Here is a 20,295-nt window from a genome sequence, read left to right as displayed (position 1 = left end):
ATATATAAGGATTTGACTCTTTTAATTATTTCAACAACTTCAATACTTTTAGCTTTGCTCAATGGAACCTTGTGTATCTTCCTTTTCTCATTTTTTTTAAAGATAAACAATTATAGAAATATAATCATAACTTAAGAGTATTAACTATGGTTTTCAGCTCCAGTAAAATCAAGGCTTACACGGTGTCATAACTAATAGCCAAAAATAGAATTAAATAAAGGGTGAATATCATGAAGTATGGCTATAAGCGGATGAATAGTAATCACTAACTAAATTATTAGCCTGCCCATTTCAAAATCAAACCTTGATTTTGACTGGTTTGATTGTTTATTTTAATGTCTATTTAGGGTATATCTATAAATAGCACATACAAATTATTGTTTTTATTGCATTTATAATGTGGAGTACAAGTATCGATTAAATAATTAGAAAGGATAGAAGTGAATAAGTTAAAAAGATAAAATTGAATATGATTATAATAGTGTACACTTGTTCTCACTAATTTTTAATTAATTAGTTGGTCTTCTTTTATATAGGGTAATGAAATATAGTTTAGCCAAAGGGTGATATGATGAATGGTAATCAATATGGTGACAGTAAAGATCGTAAGTTAGTTATTCTGAAACGCCTCCTTGACAAAGAACATCTAAGTTATCAAAAGTTAGCAGATGAGTATTGGGTTTCAAGGAGTAGTATAGCTAACGATATCTCTTATATTAAAAAAATATTTGCAAAAGAGGGGGTTAGTCTTACATTCGATAATTCTGGAACTTATTTTAAAGGTAACGAGGTGCAAACGCAACGAATTTTAAAACGGATTACTCTTAATAATATTAATAACTTGAAAAGAATCAAAATATTGATTGATATCGACCTACTGTTAAAAATTAATGGTGTTTTACGAAAAGAAATGGAAAGTAAAAATATTGAGATACCTGAAAGTTATATGCAAAGTATAGTAGTTTCAACTTTATTGATCGTTCAAAGAGGAAAAAATGGGCATAAAATCAACTTTGAAGGGCATAATCAACTTGGTAAACTATTTTTAGAATTCAATAAATATCCTATGGTATACGAATTGTTGAAGAGATTAGAAGATTTAGATATTTATGTTTTTTCTTCAAAAGAGGTTCAGTATCTAACCTATCTTATTGTTGGTAGTGGCTTAAAATTTTTCTTGAAAAATGACACAATCCCAGATTCTTTTAGAGAAGAAATAAGAAATCTAATTCAAAGAGTTAGTGAAGGAATACAAGTAGATTTAACACAGGATAGTAGGCTAGAAGAAGACGCAATTATTCATCTTTATCAATTAAATTTACGTGTAGAAGCCCATACTACTATCGTTAATCCTCTATTAAACGAGATTAAACAAAATTATCCAGCACTATACGGGATAGTTTGGTTTGCTCTTAATGACTTTTGTAAACCTTACCAAATTGATATTTCAGAAGATGAAGTCGGATTTATTGCTATTCATTTTCAAGCTGCAATAGAACGAAAAAAAGAATTAAGCAAAATTATTTTTGTTTGTCCAAATGGTATCGGGACTAGTTCGTTTGTTTCAGCAAAAATTCGAAGAATATTGCCCGAAATCGATAGTATTGAGACAACTTCAATAGCGAAATTAAAACATCTTGATTTATCTGATGTCGATTTTATCATTTCTACTGTTGATATTAAGGAATCTAGAAAGCCTGTTGTAAGAATTTCACCCATGGTTACAACGAGAGATATGAAGCGAATTATGAATTATTATATTGATTTAATTATTGATAATGAAAAATATCAATTTGAAAAGCAAGATCTACCCGAAAAAATAAAATTACTTCTCTCAAAAAATATATTCTTTGGTGATTTTCAATCAAAGAAGGAAGCCTTAAATTTTTTAATAGAAAATAAATATTTTTCAAGTACAAACACAAAAAATAAATTTATTAATTCTATATATGAACGTGAAGAAATTCAATCAACTTATTTGGATAATGGATTTGCAATTCCTCATGGGAATCCAAAATTAGTTGAGGAAACAAATATTTCTATATTAGTATTAGATAAACCTATACTTTGGGGAAATCAAAAAGTAGATATCATTATACTTTTAATGATAAGAGAAGAAGAAGTAAAAGAAATAGAACCAGTAATGAAACTAGTAATGCAAGGTATAGAAGATAAAAGCTGGTTTATTTCAAAAATGTTGGAGGTTAAAAAATGAAAGACCTACAAGAATTATTATCTGAAAATCATATTAAGGTAATTGATTATGTGGAAAACTGGAAGCAAGCCGTAGAAATAGCAAGTGAGCCTTTAATAAAAGAAAATTTAATTTCTCATATTTATGTAGAAAACATGATTTCAAGTGTACAAGATAATGGACCATACATGGTTTTAACTGACTACTTTGCTTTAATGCATGCTAAACCTGGTGAAGGTGTTAATCAACAGAGTATGAGTTTACTTGTGACAAGAAATGAAATTGACTTAGAAGGAAAACCTGTAAAAATATTTTTGATACTCGCTGCAGAGGATAGCCAAAGTCATTTGAAAGGCTTACAAGATGTTATAGCGATTTTCATGGATAAAAACAAGTACCAAACAATTTTAAATGGACAAAAAAAAGATATTATTGAGTTATTTAATTAGAGGAGGAAAAACAATGAAAATTTTAGCAGTTTGTGGTTTTGGAGTAGGTAGTTCTATGGTTTTAAAAATGACGATAGATAAAGTAGTTAAAGAGATGGGAATTAAGGCAACTGTAGAAAATACTGATTTATCATCTGCTAAAGCGGAGGCTGCAGATGTCTATTTTACTAGTAAAGAATTAGCAACAGAGTTAAGTAATTCAGTAAAAAATCCTGTTTATCCTGTAAAAAAATATATGGATAAAGAAGAAGTTAAAAGCCAAATGGAAAAATTCTTGTCAGAAAAGGAGGGCTAAAAAATGTGGTTTATTGCAGAGAACATATTAAAAAATCCACCGGTTTTGTTAGGAATTATTGCAATGATTGGTCTAATTATCCAAAGAAAAACATTTTCAGAAGTTGTTAAAGGCACTTTAACAGCAGCATTTGGTATGGTTATTCTTACTGCAGGAGTAAATATGCTGGTTGGAACTATTGCACCAATCAACGCTGCAGTACAATCACAACTAGGAGTTGAAGTGACAGAGGGATTATCTGATATAACCTTCACAGCTGAATATGGTGGAACTGTTGGTTTAGCAATGTTTGTTGGACTTATCATTCATCTGCTAATTGCGCGCTTTACGCCTGTAAAAACAATTTTCTTAACTGGACATATGCTTTGGTGGTTCCCATTCGTTTTTGTTGCAGCTGGAGTTGAAGCAGGACTGAGTGGGTTATTATTGATTGTTGTTGCGGCTGTATTGTCAGCTTGTTATTGGTCATTTATGCCATGGATTATGAGGAAATATGTCTGGGATGCTACAGGTGATGAATCATTCTTGATTGGACATCCAACGGGAATATTATCTCTAATATCTGGTTTTGTTGCTAAGCGAGTTGGCAATAAAGAGAAGTCAACAGAAGATATTAATGTACCTGAAAACTTGTCTTTCTTCAGAGAGATTTCTATTACGGGAGGTCTAGTCCTATTTTTGATGAATTTAGTAATGGGGATTATTGCACCAGGTCTAATACCTGAAGATGGTAGTCTAATATTATTTTCAATAGAAGCTGGATTAAATTTTGGAGCGGGACTACTAGTGATGTTATATGGTGTACGCTTATTAATTAATCAAATTGTACCTGCTTTTCAAGGAATTGCTGAGAAAGTCGTTCCTGGAGCTAAGCCAGCATTTGATGTCCCTATTTTATTTAACTACAAACCAAATGCTGTAATAATTGGATTTATCGTAGCGATGATTACCTCTACAATAGTGGTTATCATTGCAGATAGTTTTAATATTTTTGGAGTATTAATCGTTCCACTTATTATTACTAGCTTCTTTGAGTGTGGAGGAGCAGCAGTAATTGGGGAGGGACAAGGTGGTTTAAGAGGAGCTATTATAGGAACAGCGGTAGCTTCTATCGTAATGGTAGTTTTAGTAGGTCTTTCAGCAGTAGTTTTTAGCTCAACTATTCAAAACTGGATATTAATTTTTGGTGGTAATGATCTTTCCCTATGGGGAATATTAGGAAGAGGAATTAGTGAGTTATTAGGAGGATTTTAAAATGTTTCAATATATGGAAAAAATTAGTGAACTATTAAAGATAGTTGCTAAAGAAGAAAATGAGAGTGTAGAGAAGGCAATTGATTTAATAACAAAAGCAAACTTAGAGAAAAAATCTGTATATGCATTTGGAGCAAGCCATGCCGGTATATTAGTGCAAGAATTATATTATCGTGCAGGTGGAATGATGACTATAAATCCTATATTTGGACGAGAAGTCATGTTAGATCGTTCTCCTATTACTTTTACTAGTAAAATGGAAAGACTAGAAGGTTACGGGAAAGTGCTAGCTAGTACTGTAAATTTCAAAGAGGGGGATGTTTTAATACTCCATTCGGTTTCTGGTAGAAACCCTATAATAATTGATTTAGCAATTGAAGCAAAAGAAAAAGGTGTAGAAATATTAAGTATTACTAATTTGACATATTCCAAGTCAATAACTAGTCGCCATTCTTCTGGAAAACGTCTGTTTGAAGTGTCAGATATTGTGATTGATAATCATGGCGACATAGGGGATGGCTGTTGTGATATAGAAGGTATCGAGCAAAAGGTAGGTGCTTCATCTACAGTAATTGGTGCAACTATTCTCAATACTATTATAGTGGAAGTTTGTAAAAAACTAATAGAAAATGGAGTAGAATATCCACCTATTTTTTATTCTGCTAACTTAGACGGAGGAGATCAATTGAACCAAGAGTTATATGAAAAATATAAAGACTCGATTCATTATGAGTTTAACTAGAAGCGTTTAAAAATTATATAAATGTTTTAGAGAAAAGTTTAAGGTACTTATTTTTTAAGTATCTTAGGTTTTTTTTTATTTAGGAGACCGATAAAAGGTATTCCTTTATGCTTGTCTAAATAGAAAATAAATGAATTATCCTGAAGAATTAAAGTCACCACAACCCATCCAAAGGCAGAACTCACTTGCTCCATCAAATGATATGAGAAATATGTTAGTTATTCAAGATGAAAATATTTTATTTAAAGATTAATGCGTGGAATATGGTTACTATAAAGGAAAAGAATATAAATTTATTAAGGGTACCTTGACGTCCTCCTACGAAATGTCCAAAGTATCTGACGCCTAATAGCTATTATTCCATTTATCGAAATGACAATCAACTGTCTTGGATCACCCTTCCAATGAGCGCGATCTACCCAATTTATTTACTTTTAAAGAAGCAGCGTTCATGTGTAAAGCAGACTGATCGACCAGTAAGGCCAAAACACTGATTGTAAAAGTACAATATTTTATGGTCAATAATTTTAAAACTGAAATTTTTGACCATAATGTCCGTATGATGGTAAGGTTATTAGCTTATAACATCGTCAATTTCATACGCACTCTTCGTTTCTTCTTATTTAAAGTATGTGGTAAACTTTTTCATTCTGGAAGAAAGACATTTTTTTAACTCAGTTCCTATCATGTTTACCAAGAACTCTTTTATAAAATCTTGTAGAATATCCAGCATTTTAAATGGCAGTAGCACTTACACCTATTTCAAAAATTTAAAAAAGCAGACTAATTTTAAGGAATTAGTCTGCCTGGAAATCTTTATTTCCCGACAAAAAAATAGTAGCTTAGAAATTTTAAGTAAAACAAGTGAAAGTAGCAACCTACTGATATGAACGAAGTAAAAAACATACAATTTGTTATTTTTTTAAAAAGTATGAATCATTCAGGTTAGTAAAGACAATAGATAATTACCAAATTAGTTTTAGATATCTGTCTTTTAAATTTAAATCAAGCGATCAATCAATGCATTATTAGTCTTGTTTCTCAACGATTGTATTTTTTCTTTATCCAAATCTACAATTTTTCTAAACAATACGTCCATAGTATACATTTGAGAGACCTTTGAAGCAAAAGAAACGTAAACAGAAGAATACTCTTTTGGTGAACAGACAAGCGCATTTTCTGTCAAATTAGTCACGCTAGAGTTCGAGTAATTTGTAATAGCAGCAAGAAATGCCCCGGTCTCGGACGCAATATTTAGGTTCAACAGTACGTCTTTTGTATTTCCAGAAACAGTAATAGCAAAAGCAACATCTTTATTGGTCATTACAGAAGCATTTATTGCTTGTATATGTGAATCTGAATGAAAGATTGCTTTTTTACCGATACGTATAAAACGATTTGCACAATCCGCTGCAAGAGTTCCTGAGTTACCAACCGCAAACAAGTAGATACACTCAGCTTTCGATATGTTTTCTGCAATACAGTTCAATTTTTCTTCTTGCTCATTTAAAAATTGTTGTGTATTTATTAAAATTTCTTGTAATTGTTGCTGAACAATCCAAGAATCTCCTTTTTTTTCATCCATATAAGGAAGTGCTTCTCTTAATTGATTCTTAACTAGCTCTAATTTGAATTGTTGATACCCATCAAATCCAATTTTTCTTGTGAAGCGAACAATAGTACTCTCTCCAACTTTTGCTTGTTTTGCCAATTCCTGAATGGAGATTACTTCAATTTTATCTGGATTTGCTAATATAAACTGAGCAACTTTTTGTTCGGATTTAGTTAATGAGGGGAAAAAACTGTTTATTTTTGCCAATAAATTCATTATTTTTCCTCTTTCTTCTCTTATTTACTTATTTATTTTAACACACAGTTGGAATACTCCATAGAGAAAAAGAGTTGACGTGTTAGCTATTTTTCAACTAGCAAACTGTGTCAACTCTTTTATTTTAGTTTGTTTATATTTTAGTTTGTTTATATTTTAATTTTATTTGTCAGCTGTACGAAAGGCATATAAATTAGTGTCCCAATAACAATCAATAAAATTTGTAGAACTACTGCTTTCCAATCCCCACCAGTTGCTAAGAAACTTGATAGTATTGGCGGGGTTGTCCAAGGAATCATAACAGATGTTTTCTCTATCAAGCCAATGTTAGTTGCTAAGTATGCCACGCTGATAGAAATAGATGGAACCAAAATTAAAGGGATTGCTAACAAGGGATTAAACACTACCGGCAACCCAAACATCATTGGTTCGCTAATGTTGAATAAAGAAGGAATAAGCCCTACTTTTGTCAATGCACGATAATCTTCACGTTTGGATATTATTAAAATAGCAATCACCAAGCAAATAAGATTGCCACCTCCACCCATCCATCCAAATGCATCTATGAATGGTTTTGTAACTATATTTGGCAATTCAATACCTGCTTTTAAAGCGTCTATGTTCTGTTGAATCGAGGTTAGAAGAATCGGTTCACCTATGGAACCTAAAATAGATGTCCCATGCAAACCAAATGCCCACAGTAGATTACTCAGAAATACGTAAAGTAAAATACCAGGAAGTGACTGAATTGATCCTACTAATGGAGCTTGGAAGAATTGTGTAATCAAATCAGGAATATCAGATTTGAATATAAGTAAAATTATAAATTCAATTAGCGCCAATATAAATGTTGTTAGAAAGATAGGTATTAGTACATTAAATGACTTAGCAATTGTTGAGGGTACACTTTCTGGCATCACGATTTTTAATTTTTCAATTGTGATTAGTTTACATAGTATTGTAACCCCGAGTAAGGAAGCAATGATTGCAAGAAACATTCCAGTAGCACTTGTCAGTCCTTGGGTCAAGATTGCTCCTGCTTCAAAGATCTCTCCATCCACACTAGTTACCATTACCGTCGCAGGAAGCAGTGTCACGAAGGAAACAACACCTGTATAGCCACCTACTATACGATCTTGATCATAACTATTTGCTAAGCGACTCCCTGTTGTAAAGGCAATCAAAATTGCTAATATTCCTAGTGTTGCATTATACACGCTGTTTCCAATTTCTGAAAAAATACCAATATTAGGAATGAAACGCAAGAATCCTGTATCTGGATTTAGTAAAATATTATTCATTAAAACCCAAAAGGATGCGATGATAGTCAAGGGTATTAATTCTATAAAACCATCTCTTATCGCAGAGATATGCCTTTGGTTCGCAAATTTACTAGCTACATTCACCATTCCATTGACAAATTTATTATCTTCATTAAGCACTTATCATTCACTCCTTTTCATTATACAATTAGATGAATTAAGACCTATAGCTACTTTATTGATAATTGGCAAGAAATCTCAAACATCCGATTCCATGGAAAATCTACAGAAATTTGATAAGAATCTGTTGAAAAAGTTTGCTTCAAAAAGGTCTTTTTTTGTTGCTCTAATTTTTCTTCAATTATGCATCTCACAATTTCTTTTTTTTCTCCTAAATCAAAATAATTTAGGCCAAGTTTTGGAAGTTCATTTTCTGTCACTTCCATACGAACCAAGCTTTGATAAAAGAAATCATCAAAAAGGTGCATTAATAAGTTTTGTTTTATTGCTTCAGAATTCCCTTCACCTAAAGCAAATACACCTGCTGCAATAGTACTGCCTAATGTATTTCCATTAGTGTTCCAACCTTTGTAACTAGACAATTTTTCCAACAATTTTTTACTATCTAATAACTTTATAAGCTCCCCATCTCCCCCGTTCGAGTAGGCTGAATCTGCTATAATAACTGGATATCCATTATCTAAGTAATTTTCTATCTCTCTAACAAATGTAGGTAAGTGGCGGTATGATGAATAAGTTATATCAATGTTATCGGTAAGTTGATCCCATGATTCTTGCATTTTTTTACCTGGTGTATTATATGCCAGTATTATGTCTGCTTTTTCCGGAGAATTCACTAATTCACATCCATTGACCATTATATGCGCTTTCATAGTTTCGTTGATTGGTCTGTCCTCATATAGAGGAATGATATAAGGACCCAACGTAGAAGAATAAATTGGAAATATTTTTGGTCGTTGCTTTTTCTGCTCATTATATGCTCGAGCTAATAAGCTAAAGCCCACTTCATCAGCCCCAGGATAAATCATGACACTTTGTGAATAATCTTCATCTAGCCATTTGAAAACCTTTTTTTGGTCCATTGCAGTGTACCCAAATTCTGCTGCATCATCTTGAGGAATGACAAGAAAATCAATGATTTTATTATTAAGTAATGAAATATTTAGTTGGTTAATTCTAAGATTGAATTTCCGCCTATTTTCATAATCTTGTATGTGCTCGATGGGAACATAGGTCTTTACGTAACTGAATTGTTGAAGTTCTTCATTGGACAAACCTTCACGTTTTTTCTTGTCTTTCAGCCATCCATATTGAAATATTTCTGCTCCATATTCTTCATAATAATCAGGTTCTTCATCGCTGCTACTGGAACGTGGTGTTCGCATAATAAGATTAGATACATAAAGTTTCAAATTTTCATTTTGAGACTTTAGTTGTCGTATTGTTTTCTCGTAGTTTATAATGATTTCTTCATCAGAAGCGTGTAAACGCGATGGTAGTAACCCTCCATAAGCGAGCATTTCAGTTGAAATGACTGCTGCATCTGCATCACTAGATTCTTTTAACAAAAATTTTCGAAGTCCTTTTATGTCTCCTTGTTTTTTCTTTTGCCCCAAAAGTCTTATATTGGGTGTAATAATTGTCCAATCAGAAGCTACTTCTGATGCTTGCTTGGGATAAGTCGTGTTACAAGGACGCTCATCTAATGGTAAATAAATAATTTTCAAAATAGTTATACTCCTTCCTAGTATTTTCTAAATATAGCTAGTGAGTAGTTCTTCTATACCACAAACATGATAATCAGCAGCTTTTATCACCTTTTTATCGCAATGTTCCCCAACAGCGAAAGAATTTCCAGCATATTGGAACATTGTAATATCACTTTCAGCATCTCCTGCTGCTACAATATTCTCTTTGTCTATATTTAATTGTAAAGAAATATATTTTGCAGCATTCCCTTTTGAAGCTTCTTTTGAAAAAATTTCCAAAGAAGTGGGGCTCGTTTGTACAATAGAAATTTCAGCACCTAAAGCTACTTGAATTTCTTTTTTTATTATCTCAAATTGAGCTTCTTCCCCAAAATTAAGATAGATTGTAGGATTCAAATTTTTTAATGCATAATCAAATAAATTTTCTTTTACTATAGATGTATCTATAAATTCTGCAATGTTTTCTGGATTTCTCGGGCTAGGATAATATCGATTTTGGAGATCATTAATTTCAGTTCGTACTTCATGATGAGATAAGATATTATTCAATACACCTACATAATCTTTAGCAATCTTCTTGTGGAAAATTACTTTATCATCTTTAGTTTTAATAACTGCTCCATTTTGGCTAATCCGAAAACTACCTTTAATTCCTAATTTTTTTTCTACATATTCAATGTCTTGATCTAAGCGTCCCGTACAAATAATAAATATACCACCGTCATTGACAAATTCTTTTATTTTTTCTATATCTCCTATCTTAATTGTTCCATCACTTTGCACCAAAACACCATCTAAATCACAAAAAAATAATTTTTCTTTTCTTATATCCATTTTGTCTCCTTTATAATATCCGTATATAGTTTGGTAATGTATTGAGGTCTAGTGATAATAGACCCAACGACCACAGCAAAGGCACCCAATTGTAATCCCTGTTTAACATGTTCAGGTGATCGTGTATGACCTTCCATGATTACAGGTAAATGGATATTTTCTTTTATTTTCTTAATCAAACCAAATGCTGGTTCATCCAAGTTTCCAGAATAATTTGTATATCCTGCCATTGTTGTAGATACCAAATCAAAACCTATTTTTTCTGCAGCAATAGCCTCCTCCAAAATAGAAATGTCCGCCATAGCCAATCTTCCTGCGTCATGAATTTGATCTACTAATTCACTCAAGGATGTTTCAAATGGTCTAGTCCTGTTTGTGCCATCTAAAGCGATAATTTCACAATCTGTTCCCAATAATGCATTAACTTCTTTAGTGGTTGGAGTTATGTATACATCAGAATCTTCATAGTCTTGTTTAATAATGCCAATAATCGGTAAATTTGTTTCTTTTCTGATAGCAATAATATCTTCTACACCATTAGCTCGAATTCCCGCTGCGCCACCTTCCTCCGCTGCCTTAGCCATCCTAGACATAATAAAGGAACTATGTAGCGGTTCATTTTCTAAGGCTTGACAGGAAACAATTAATCCATTTTTTATTTTTTCAAGTATCATTTGTTATTCCCCTCTCTTTTCATCAAAATAATAACATGAAAACGATTTTATGTAAATGTATTTTATTTTATTTTTTATTTAGGTACATTGTTTCAATGTTGAAAATAAGTAAACTTAACGGTAGCTTAAATTTTTATTCGATTGAACTAGTTTCTAAAGATAAGGCATTTGATTATGTCATTGCTACGGGTAAAGGTAAAAAAGATATTGTAACCGTTTGGTTAGGAGAAAATACTGCTGATATCTGGTTAAAATAAGACGTTAAATACTGTGTGTTGGTTAAGAATATTAATCAAGAATTAAATATGGAAAAATAAAGGATATAGTTAAACTAACCGAAAATGAGAAAGTATCGATGAATATTTTTTCAACTCAATTCAACTCTGATACAAAGAAAGTATCATCCCCAGCGTTATGAAAATGAATGTGGATTTAGGATCAAATTGGTAAAGTTAAAAGGATGGACCAACTGGTTATTAATCAGTTATTCCATCCTTTATTTATTTTTTTTAGTTTTTTTAGAGCATTTTAAAAAAAAAAATTAAATGTATCATATTGTAAGTATGTAAACTTTGAATGAGTTCTGCGCACTTATTGAGTAGTATTATTAAGTTAATTCTTCAGCTTAATAATACTACCCATCTAGTGAATGTATTTAATGATATACTATTTAATGAGAATTTAACCATTCATGCTCTTTTTCTAGAGCTTCTTCTTCTGTAAATTCATCCATATTTTAATAATAGATGAAATATTTCGTAATTAGAATAGATTTATCATATCTCCTCTTAAAGATTGCTCTTTCTCAGTAAGTGGCTTTTTAAGGAAACCTATAATTAGACAGGTAACAATTGAACCTAACAGAACACAGCCAATATAGAGTAAGGGTTTGTTAGAAGCGATTGGGATTACAAAAATCCCACCATGAGGTGCTTTTAAGCTAATATTTAGAGCCATACTAATTGCTCCACCTATTGCAGCTCCAATGATATTCGCAGGAATTATACGTAAGGGATCAGCAGCAGCAAAAGGAATAGCTCCTTCTGTAATAAAACTAGCACCTAAGATATAACTTGCTTTACCTGCTTCTCTTTCTTGTTCGGTAAATCTATTTTTAAAGAATGTCGTTGCTAAAGCAATTCCAATTGGAGGTACCATACCACCAACCATCAAAGCAGCGGAAGGTTCAAAAATGTTTGCTGAAAACATTGCGAGTCCAAATGCTGAAGCGGTTTTATTAATCGGACCACCCATATCTGAAGCCATCATTCCTGCTAATAAAGCCCCTAATAATACCGCATTAACTCCGGTCAGACTGGTTAGCCAGTTTTCAAGAAATATATTTAACATTGACATTGGAGTATTTAAGATGAAGAACATGAATGCCCCGACAATTAAAGTACTAAGCAATGGCACTGCTAAAACAGAGACTAATCCTTGGAATGATTTGGGTACTTTTCTCATTGACCTACCAATAATTAATGCTGAAAATCCACCAATAAATCCGGCTGCCATACCACCAAGGAAACCCGAACCGCCGATACTTGCCATCATCCCACCAATCATAGCTGGTGCAAGCCCTTGTTTATCAGCTATACTGTATCCAATGTATCCTGCCAATATAGGGACCATAAGAGCAAATGCAGCTTCTCCTCCCATCTGACTAAAGAACTCTGCAAAGACATTGTATTGACTGCTATCAGGATCGGCAGCATAAATTCCGAACATAAAAGAAATTGCTATAAAGATTCCGCCAACAACTACGAATGGAATCATATAAGAGACACCACTCATAATATGTTTATAAAAATTTAAACCTTCTTTTTTTTCTTCGTTTTCTGGTTCAATATCACTCGTATCATTAAAATTACTATTAGAATCTTTAATTTTATATGATAAAGCTAAGTCAATTAATTCGTCAGCTTTATTGATTGCTTTTTTTACAGGGACGTCAACAATTTTTTTTCCTTTGAAAATAGATTTGTCAACGTTTACATCGTGTGCAATGATAATTGCATCTGCTTTAGCAACATCGGATGGAGTCAATTTGTTTTCAGGTCCATTTGCTCCATTAGTTTGAATTTTTGCAGTCATACCTCTTTTACGAGCAGCTTCTTTTAACGATTCAGCAGCCATATAAGTATGTGCTATTCCCGTCATACAACCGGTGATTCCAATTAAATATTTCCCGGATTCTTCAATATTAGTTAGAGTAGAAGTTTGTTTTTTTTCTTGTTCTTTGATAGCATTAATAACATCATTATTAGTTTGTGCTACTAACAATTTTGCACGAAAAGTTTCATTAATCAAGAAGGTTGATAATTTGGATAGTAAGGATAAATGCTCGTTTGATGCGTTTTCAGGTGCAGCAATCATAAATATTAGATTTGTATTTTCACCACCGTATTCTATTCCTTTTAAAGAACGACCCATCATAATTGATGGCTTTTTTACAGCGAAACTTTGAGCATGAGGTATAGCTATACCATCTCCAATAGCAGTAGAAACTTCGTTTTCTCTTTTCCAAATAGCATTTTTAAACGTTTCAATATTATCAATTATTTCATTTTCTTTAAGTTTAGTTACTAATTCATCTATGACACTAGCTTGGTCTTGTCCGTTTAAAGTTAAAATTATATTTTTATCATTAATTAAATCCTCAAGTTTCATTACTTTCCCTCCTAATAAAGTAGGAAAAACACTACTTATTTATATAAAGTTGCTTTTCCAGTAGAATTAAATAAATCCATTTTATGTTTAACTAATTCTTTAGCAGATTCACGAGCACTTGGTATGATAACGTCAGGTTCATATGCATTCTCATTTTCAGTTAAAAATGTGCGCATTTGTTTGAAAAATGCATTTTTCATATCTGTAGATAGATTAATTTTAGCTACCCCATGATGATATGTTTGTTGAATTTCTTCATCTTTATTGTCGCTTCCTCCGTGCAATACCAAGGGAATATCTACTAGGTTATTAATTTCTTCAAGTAAATCAATTTTTAATTCAGGTTTTCCTTTATGTCTGTACTGTCCATGAGATGTGCCTATAGCTACAGCAAGAATATCGATTCCGGTTTCTTTTATGAATCTTTTAGCATCTTCAGGATTAGTGTAAAGAATTTCATCGGCTCCACCTTCAGAACTACCCTCATTTGTTCCAATAGTTCCAAGTTCTGCTTCTACAGAAACATTTACAGCATGAGCAATTTCAACAACTTTTTTTGTAATAGCTATGTTATCTTCAAAACTGTCATGAGAAGCATCTATCATTACTGATGTATACCCATTTCTAATTGCTCTCAAAACATCTTTTACTGAAGCACCATGATCTAGATGGATAGATATGGGGATACGTGTATTTTTACATGCTTCCACGACATAAGTGATAAAATCATCTCCAACTAATTCAACCTCATTTGGATGAATTTGAATAATTGCTGGAGCCCCTTTTTCTTCTGCTGCTTCAATTACAACTTTAACAAATTCACTATTAGCAACATTAAAAGATCCGACCGCAAAATTATTTTCGTAAGCAACTGTAAGTAATTCTTTTGTATTCATTAACATATTTATTACATCCTCTCAAATTTCATTCCATTTTTTTATAAATTGTTCTTTTGTCTTTGTTTTTATTAATTTTCTAACATCTGTAATGTCTTTTGTTTTTTGATAAAATTCTTGAAAAATAAATTCATTTCTTTCAGTATCTGAAGAAGGAATATAAACTAGTATCAATTGGACGGCTTCTTTACCCCAAGTTACTTCTTGGTTAATAATGCCTATAATTATCTTTTCTTTATATTCACTTTTCCCAATGTAGGGGTGTGGAATAGCGACTAAGTTTCCAATTGAGGTAGAAGAAATTTCTTCGCGTTTTAATATTGAATCAAGCATAATTTCTTGGCCTTCTATAACCAGTAGTTTTTTTATTATTTCCTTGGGATCATCAGCATTCAGACAATGAATAGTTGCTTTTTCTAAAAAAATCTTCTGTGATTCAAGAAAAAAGTTAATCTTTTTTATATCGTTGCTTCGGAAGCTACTTCCAAGATTAATAAAATTATTTATTTTTGGGGGAACGTTAACTAAATTTATTCCGACATAAAGATTTTTTTCGTGAAATTTAAAATTATTAGTATATTTTTCTATTGCTATAATCTCTAATTCATCGAAATAAGTGATTAATTTTGATGATAATAATTTAGATCGTTCATAGTTTCGACTGTATAAAATGACAGTTTTGATTTTCTTTTTATCTTGAGATTCCAAAATTACTTGGATATGATAAGCTAAATAAGCAATTTCACTATCCCTTATTTCTAAATGAAAAAACTTTTCGAGTTTAAGTGCAATATTTGAAGCAATACTAAATGAAAAAATATACTCTGATTTCGCTTCTTTCACATGTGGGTTATATATTAAAATGTTCTGTGAAGCAGGGTGTATTATTCTGTAAATATGATCTGATATGTTGTTTCTAAAACGTTTTTTTGAAAATGTTTCAATATTATATACAGATTCTATTTCTTCTAGAATTGAATGAATAGTTGCTAAAATCATTGAATCTTGTCCATCTGAAGAAATTTTCCCTAAATCTAATTGAAGAGAAATAAGATAGTTTACTAGAAATAAAGACTCTCCATCATCTAGAAATATAAGTTCATTCAGTTCTGTTTCTATTTTTAAGGCTACTTCGTACTCTTTGAATATTTTAATTTCTTCTAATTGATTCTTATCAAATTCAATAGATTTTTGAATATTTATTTGATGAACCATAATAATAAGTTGAGTTATAGTTTTTTTATACATTAAAAATTCGAGATTTAATTCAAGATCTGTATTTATCTTATCAACTATTCTGAAAATTTTTTCTATTTTCTTAGGTTCAATCCAATTATCAAAGCTCTTGATAACCAAGTCTTTAAACATTTCTTTTTTCACAAAAATATTGGTAAAAAATATTTCTAATAATATTCTTTTTTGAACTTCGCTTCCAATTAATTTGATACCTTTAAAAACTTTTGTATCAATTGTAACTTTTATCCCTAATTCATTAATGGTTATTACGAGTTTCTGAATTCTACTTCTAATTGTTTGGGGTGAGTAGAAAAATTTATTGGCTATCTCATCATAAGAAGTATAGTTATTATTGTTTAATAGAAATTGAATGATTTGAAACTCTAATAATTTGTTTTCTGAATCCGATTCATTAAATTCTCCCTTCTCATGTATGTGTTCACTATCAGTGGAAATTATCTTGTATCCAAGCTGAGATGATGAGATCATAACACCATTTGAAACATTACTATTTATCTCCTTGATATAGTTCCTAATACTTCTGTCAGTAACATTAAGTGCTTCTGCAAGAACTAATGCAGATACATACTCTCCATTATGACTACTTAAACATTCGATCAGTTGCCGATATTTATTTTTCATGTTGACCTCCTGATAAATAGTATTTTACAGCGACTATAATGTAAGCGCTACAATGATAAGCTTTCCTACACATAGGAAAACTTATCATTATGAGCCGTCTTTTATTATGTATAAGATAAGAAATATTCTTCCGACTATTAAACCAAATTATTTTTGTTAAATAATAAAATAAGGCTATATCATGGCAAAACACACCGGTGAAAAAGGTAGAAAAGCAATAAAAAGTATATGTTCAAAAAAAATAACCAACCAACAAAATCAATAGCAGGAAAAACGTTAAAAAAATTAAGTTAATTAAATATTTTTAAAAAAAAAGAAACTAAAGGATATTAGCTCAAGAGCTTTAATCTTTAGTTTCTTTTACTGTGTCTTTAATTTCAATTAACGTTTGTTTGAATTCTCTTTCTTTTATTTTCCTATATAACGAACCTTGAGAGATACCAGTGATTCGTATAATGTCTCTAACTGAATAATGTCCTGAATCATATAAGCGTAAAGCATCTGTTACCTTTTGTTTATCCATTATCGGTCTACCAAGCTTGACTCCACGTGCTTTAGCGGACGCTAAACCTTCATTCACTCGCTGTACCGTCAGATCACGTTCCAATTGAGCAATTACGGCCATCATTTGAAACATAGCTTGGCCGGTTGGAGTAGAGGTATCTAAATTTTCTTTTAACGAAATAACTTCTACGCCTTGCTCTTTAAGTTCTTCAACCGTAGACAGAATATCTAGCGTTTTTCTACCTAAACGACTAATTGATTCAATAATAACGGTATCCCCTGATCGAACGGTATTAAATAAGCTATCTAGTCCAGCACGTTTTTTCTGTGTACCTGTAAATTTCTCTTGAATGAGTTTATCATATCCAATTCTTTCTAAAGCGTCTAATTGACGATAAAGTTCTTGTTTATCTGTTGATACTCGAGCATAAGCAATTCGCATAACTCCACCTCTTTAAAAAGTTTCTTCTATTATATAAATATAGTTAATAAAATAAAGTAACAATGTGTCCTTTTCTAGTATATCATTAAGCTTATTATTTGTAATAGTATTTGGTAATCATTATGGTAATGTGTTTTGGTAATGTAAGAAAAGTAGATTTTATAAGGATTTTTGTTGTTTTTATTTTTGTGTAAAACTAATTACCAAAAACACTTGTATTTGGTAATTGGATTAATCACTTAATTAGTCTCCTTTAAATACAACTACACACTAAAAAAATTGAAACGTTCTTAAAATGCTCCTGATAGACACTTGAAATCAAAAAAATTGAAGAATAAAAGCCAAAAAAGCTTATTCTTCAATTTCTTTGATTTTTTCTTGATCCATATTTTGAAATGCTATCATTCGTTTAGTTTCTTTATCTAGGATTGATTTAGCAAAAGTTAAAAAAGAATCTACGTCTTGAGTTGCTAAAATTTCAACATACTGTGCTTTTGTATCCTTTTCAATAATTAATGGAGGAAATCCCTCCTGTAGTAAAGAATAGTTCATCATCATCCGACCAGTTCGGCCATTCCCATCTGAGAATGGATGAATCCGTTCAAACTGAATATGAGTATCCAAAATAGCCATTAACTTAGCTTCCCTATCTTTAGATATACTTAAACGATAATTTAAATTATCAATTAATTGAGAAACTAACAAAGGTGTTTCTGATGGTGAAGCTGTTTGAAATTCAGCACCTAAAATCATATTTTCATTCTTTTTAAATTGACCTTTATCGTATTGTAATCGATCTGTTAAATCAGCGTGTATCTCTTTAATAATGGTGGTAGAAAGGGTCTCTTCATTTATTAAATGATTTATCATATGATCAAAAGCTTGCTTGTGGTTCTCAATCTCATAAAATTCTCTAACTGTAGCGCCGGAACTAATGGGTAAAGTACCATTTACAATGATAGAAACGGTAGCAGGTAGAGAAATCGTATTTCCCTCAATCCCTGCCGAATGATGAGCTAATCGTACTAAAATATCTTCAAAGTAGTCGCTAGTTATGGATTTGAAAAATTTATTCATTTGAAGGCCTCCTACATTTAATATCTACACAAAAGTATACTTACGCAAGCTATTCAACAGTGTCTGTGTGAGTATTTTTAAAATTCTAAGCTTAAAAGTCTTTTGTTATCTACGGATCTTTAAAGTTAACTATACAAAAGTATACTAGTATACTTTTGTATAGTTAACTTATTTTCTGCAAACTTATTTTTTTGAATGCTCGTAAAGATGTTCGTACATTTGATTATAACCCTCTCTTTGACGGTTAGTTAAGCGCGCGTTTACATAACTTTCAATTAGCATTTGCATCATATCGTTTACAGTTGATTTATCCATTTCTTCTAACTCTTCAATAAAAGGTTTTAATGTATTTAGTCTTAGTAATACATCAGGAGATAATTTAGCTGTTTTTGTAGCTTTAAAAAAGTTTTCGGGTACCTTCTTCTCTTGTGCTTTAAATTGTTTTTGAATTTGTGTTTTTTTGATTTCAATTGGAAGATCATTTGGTGAATGGATAGGTGACCTACCAAAGTCATTAGTTCCTTTTATGGATACATTTTTTTCTTGGAGACTACTTTTTTGTCTTTTGATAATTGGTTCAAATGACTTACTCATAAAATACTCCCTTCTCCCACTCTAAGCAGTTAAATATTTTCTAAATACGCTTCATGGTCGTTCAATTCATTTAAAACATCTATGAAAATTTGGTGAGCTTTTCCATCCCACATTTCTACTTTTCCATTTGCATTAGTGTTCATGTGAACACCTTCTACATCATATACTTTTAAACGTTCTTGGTAATTTACAATAGTATCAATAACATTGCTGCCATACATTTCTCTTGCTTGATCTAAAACTCTAGTATCCACTCGTCCACCTTGTCTTAACATCATAGGAATAATTCCAACAACTTGTAAGTGGGCATTATAGTTTTCTGATAAAAATTGCATGTAAGCAATATATGTTTGGGCACCATCTAATGAGAGTTCTTGGGTTTGAAGAACAATAATACAATAATCGGCAGCTATCATAGCATTGTCTGAGTAATCAGATATTGTGGGTGGAACATCTATATAAATGCGATCATAACTATTTTTGAAGGGCTCAATTAGTTCTTTTAAATAAGAAATTTGAGCTATTTCATTATCTGGGTATTTATCAAAAAGAATCTTTGATAAGTTTCTAAATGATGTATTTGCTGGTATCATATCTAAATTATCCATGACATGAACGATTTCATCGGTAAGGTTTCCGTTTCGAAAACCATCAGTAATTGATTTTGATATGTTATCAAGATTTCCAGTTTTAGCAAGCACTCTAGTAGCATTGCCTTGAGGGTCCATATCAATAACTAAGATACGTTCCTTTAAATATGTAGCTGCTTCATATGCCAGCATAGTTACGGTTTTTGTTTTACCAACCCCGCCCTTAAAGTTTCCAACAACATAAACTTTTCCGTTCATTTGTTTACCTCCTAATTTATACATAAGTATACTTATGTATAAATTTTAACATTTACAAACATAATATGCAACGGTATACTACTGCGAAAGTTACTTATGTGTAGATGTAACAAAAATGAAATAT

Annotated in this window: 18 protein-coding genes; 6 read left to right on the top strand and 12 right to left on the bottom strand. The window is 31.4% G+C overall.

Annotated features, from left to right (window positions below):
* Positions 1 to 571 precede the first annotated feature (571 nt).
* Genes CAR_RS12625 through CAR_RS12605 form a run of 5 tightly spaced genes read left to right on the top strand, consistent with a single transcriptional unit; the run spans position 572 to position 4,934 of the window.
* Positions 572 to 2,215, top strand: a complete 1,644-nt coding sequence (locus CAR_RS12625) for a BglG family transcription antiterminator (protein WP_041557111.1) — start codon at positions 572 to 574, stop codon at positions 2,213 to 2,215.
* On the top strand, positions 2,212 to 2,643 hold the full coding sequence (locus CAR_RS12620) for a PTS sugar transporter subunit IIA (RefSeq protein ID WP_013709658.1): 432 nt from the start codon (positions 2,212 to 2,214) through the stop codon (positions 2,641 to 2,643). The genes CAR_RS12625 and CAR_RS12620 overlap by 4 nt, the downstream gene beginning before the upstream one ends.
* 13 nt (positions 2,644 to 2,656) lie before the next feature.
* A complete protein-coding gene (locus tag CAR_RS12615; RefSeq protein WP_013709657.1) occupies positions 2,657 to 2,938 on the top strand; it encodes a PTS sugar transporter subunit IIB in 282 nt (93 codons plus the stop codon).
* Between the two features lie 3 nt (positions 2,939 to 2,941).
* Entirely contained in the window at positions 2,942 to 4,192 is a 1,251-nt protein-coding gene (locus CAR_RS12610) for a PTS ascorbate transporter subunit IIC (protein WP_013709656.1), read from the top strand.
* A gap of 1 nt (position 4,193) precedes the next feature.
* Positions 4,194 to 4,934 (top strand): sugar isomerase domain-containing protein, encoded by a 741-nt coding sequence (locus CAR_RS12605; RefSeq protein ID WP_013709655.1) that lies wholly within the window; start codon positions 4,194 to 4,196, stop codon positions 4,932 to 4,934.
* A gap of 1,000 nt (positions 4,935 to 5,934) precedes the next feature.
* Here the strand turns inward: CAR_RS12605 and CAR_RS12600 are convergent.
* The 5 genes from CAR_RS12600 to CAR_RS12580 form a co-directional block, all read right to left on the bottom strand.
* Positions 5,935 to 6,762: a MurR/RpiR family transcriptional regulator gene (locus CAR_RS12600; RefSeq protein ID WP_013709654.1), complete on the bottom strand. Its 828-nt coding sequence runs from the start codon at positions 6,760 to 6,762 to the stop codon at positions 5,935 to 5,937.
* Between the two features lie 149 nt (positions 6,763 to 6,911).
* On the bottom strand, positions 6,912 to 8,171 hold the full coding sequence (locus CAR_RS12595) for a PTS transporter subunit EIIC (protein ID WP_052303173.1): 1,260 nt from the start codon (positions 8,169 to 8,171) through the stop codon (positions 6,912 to 6,914).
* A gap of 83 nt (positions 8,172 to 8,254) precedes the next feature.
* On the bottom strand, positions 8,255 to 9,772 hold the full coding sequence (locus CAR_RS12590) for a DUF4127 family protein (protein WP_013709652.1): 1,518 nt from the start codon (positions 9,770 to 9,772) through the stop codon (positions 8,255 to 8,257).
* Positions 9,773 to 9,799: 27 nt separating this feature from the next.
* Complete coding sequence (locus tag CAR_RS12585) at positions 9,800 to 10,588, bottom strand: Cof-type HAD-IIB family hydrolase (protein WP_013709651.1); 789 nt, start codon at positions 10,586 to 10,588, stop codon at positions 9,800 to 9,802.
* Positions 10,579 to 11,262 carry an N-acetylmannosamine-6-phosphate 2-epimerase gene (locus CAR_RS12580; RefSeq protein ID WP_013709650.1) on the bottom strand — a complete coding sequence of 228 codons (684 nt, stop codon included), beginning with the start codon at positions 11,260 to 11,262 and terminating at the stop codon, positions 10,579 to 10,581. Before CAR_RS12580 ends, CAR_RS12585 begins: the two co-directional genes overlap by 10 nt.
* 95 nt (positions 11,263 to 11,357) lie before the next feature.
* Between CAR_RS12580 and CAR_RS13190 the strand changes: the two genes are divergently transcribed.
* A complete protein-coding gene (locus CAR_RS13190; protein WP_013709649.1) occupies positions 11,358 to 11,519 on the top strand; it encodes a hypothetical protein in 162 nt (53 codons plus the stop codon).
* Positions 11,520 to 12,024: 505 nt separating this feature from the next.
* Here the strand turns inward: CAR_RS13190 and CAR_RS12575 are convergent.
* The 7 genes from CAR_RS12575 to CAR_RS12545 form a co-directional block, all read right to left on the bottom strand.
* Entirely contained in the window at positions 12,025 to 13,932 is a 1,908-nt protein-coding gene (locus CAR_RS12575; RefSeq protein ID WP_013709648.1) for a PTS fructose transporter subunit IIABC, read from the bottom strand.
* A gap of 35 nt (positions 13,933 to 13,967) precedes the next feature.
* A complete protein-coding gene (locus CAR_RS12570; RefSeq protein ID WP_013709647.1) occupies positions 13,968 to 14,834 on the bottom strand; it encodes a ketose-bisphosphate aldolase in 867 nt (288 codons plus the stop codon).
* 15 nt (positions 14,835 to 14,849) lie between these two features.
* Positions 14,850 to 16,706 (bottom strand): BglG family transcription antiterminator, encoded by a 1,857-nt coding sequence (locus tag CAR_RS12565; protein ID WP_013709646.1) that lies wholly within the window; start codon positions 16,704 to 16,706, stop codon positions 14,850 to 14,852.
* Between the two features lie 343 nt (positions 16,707 to 17,049).
* Positions 17,050 to 17,652, bottom strand: a complete 603-nt coding sequence (locus CAR_RS12560) for a recombinase family protein (protein ID WP_013709645.1) — start codon at positions 17,650 to 17,652, stop codon at positions 17,050 to 17,052.
* Between the two features lie 351 nt (positions 17,653 to 18,003).
* A complete protein-coding gene (locus CAR_RS12555; RefSeq protein ID WP_013709644.1) occupies positions 18,004 to 18,729 on the bottom strand; it encodes a Fic family protein in 726 nt (241 codons plus the stop codon).
* A gap of 183 nt (positions 18,730 to 18,912) precedes the next feature.
* Entirely contained in the window at positions 18,913 to 19,323 is a 411-nt protein-coding gene (locus CAR_RS12550; RefSeq protein ID WP_013709643.1) for a hypothetical protein, read from the bottom strand.
* 29 nt (positions 19,324 to 19,352) lie between these two features.
* Complete coding sequence (locus CAR_RS12545; protein ID WP_007723335.1) at positions 19,353 to 20,171, bottom strand: ParA family protein; 819 nt, start codon at positions 20,169 to 20,171, stop codon at positions 19,353 to 19,355.
* Positions 20,172 to 20,295: the final 124 nt, after the last annotated feature.

This window comes from Carnobacterium sp. 17-4 (assembly GCF_000195575.1).
Taxonomy (GTDB): Bacteria; Bacillota; Bacilli; order Lactobacillales; family Carnobacteriaceae; genus Carnobacterium_B.
The sequence above is the reverse complement of the archived record's forward strand: the minus strand, read 5'-3'. Positions and strand labels throughout refer to the sequence as shown.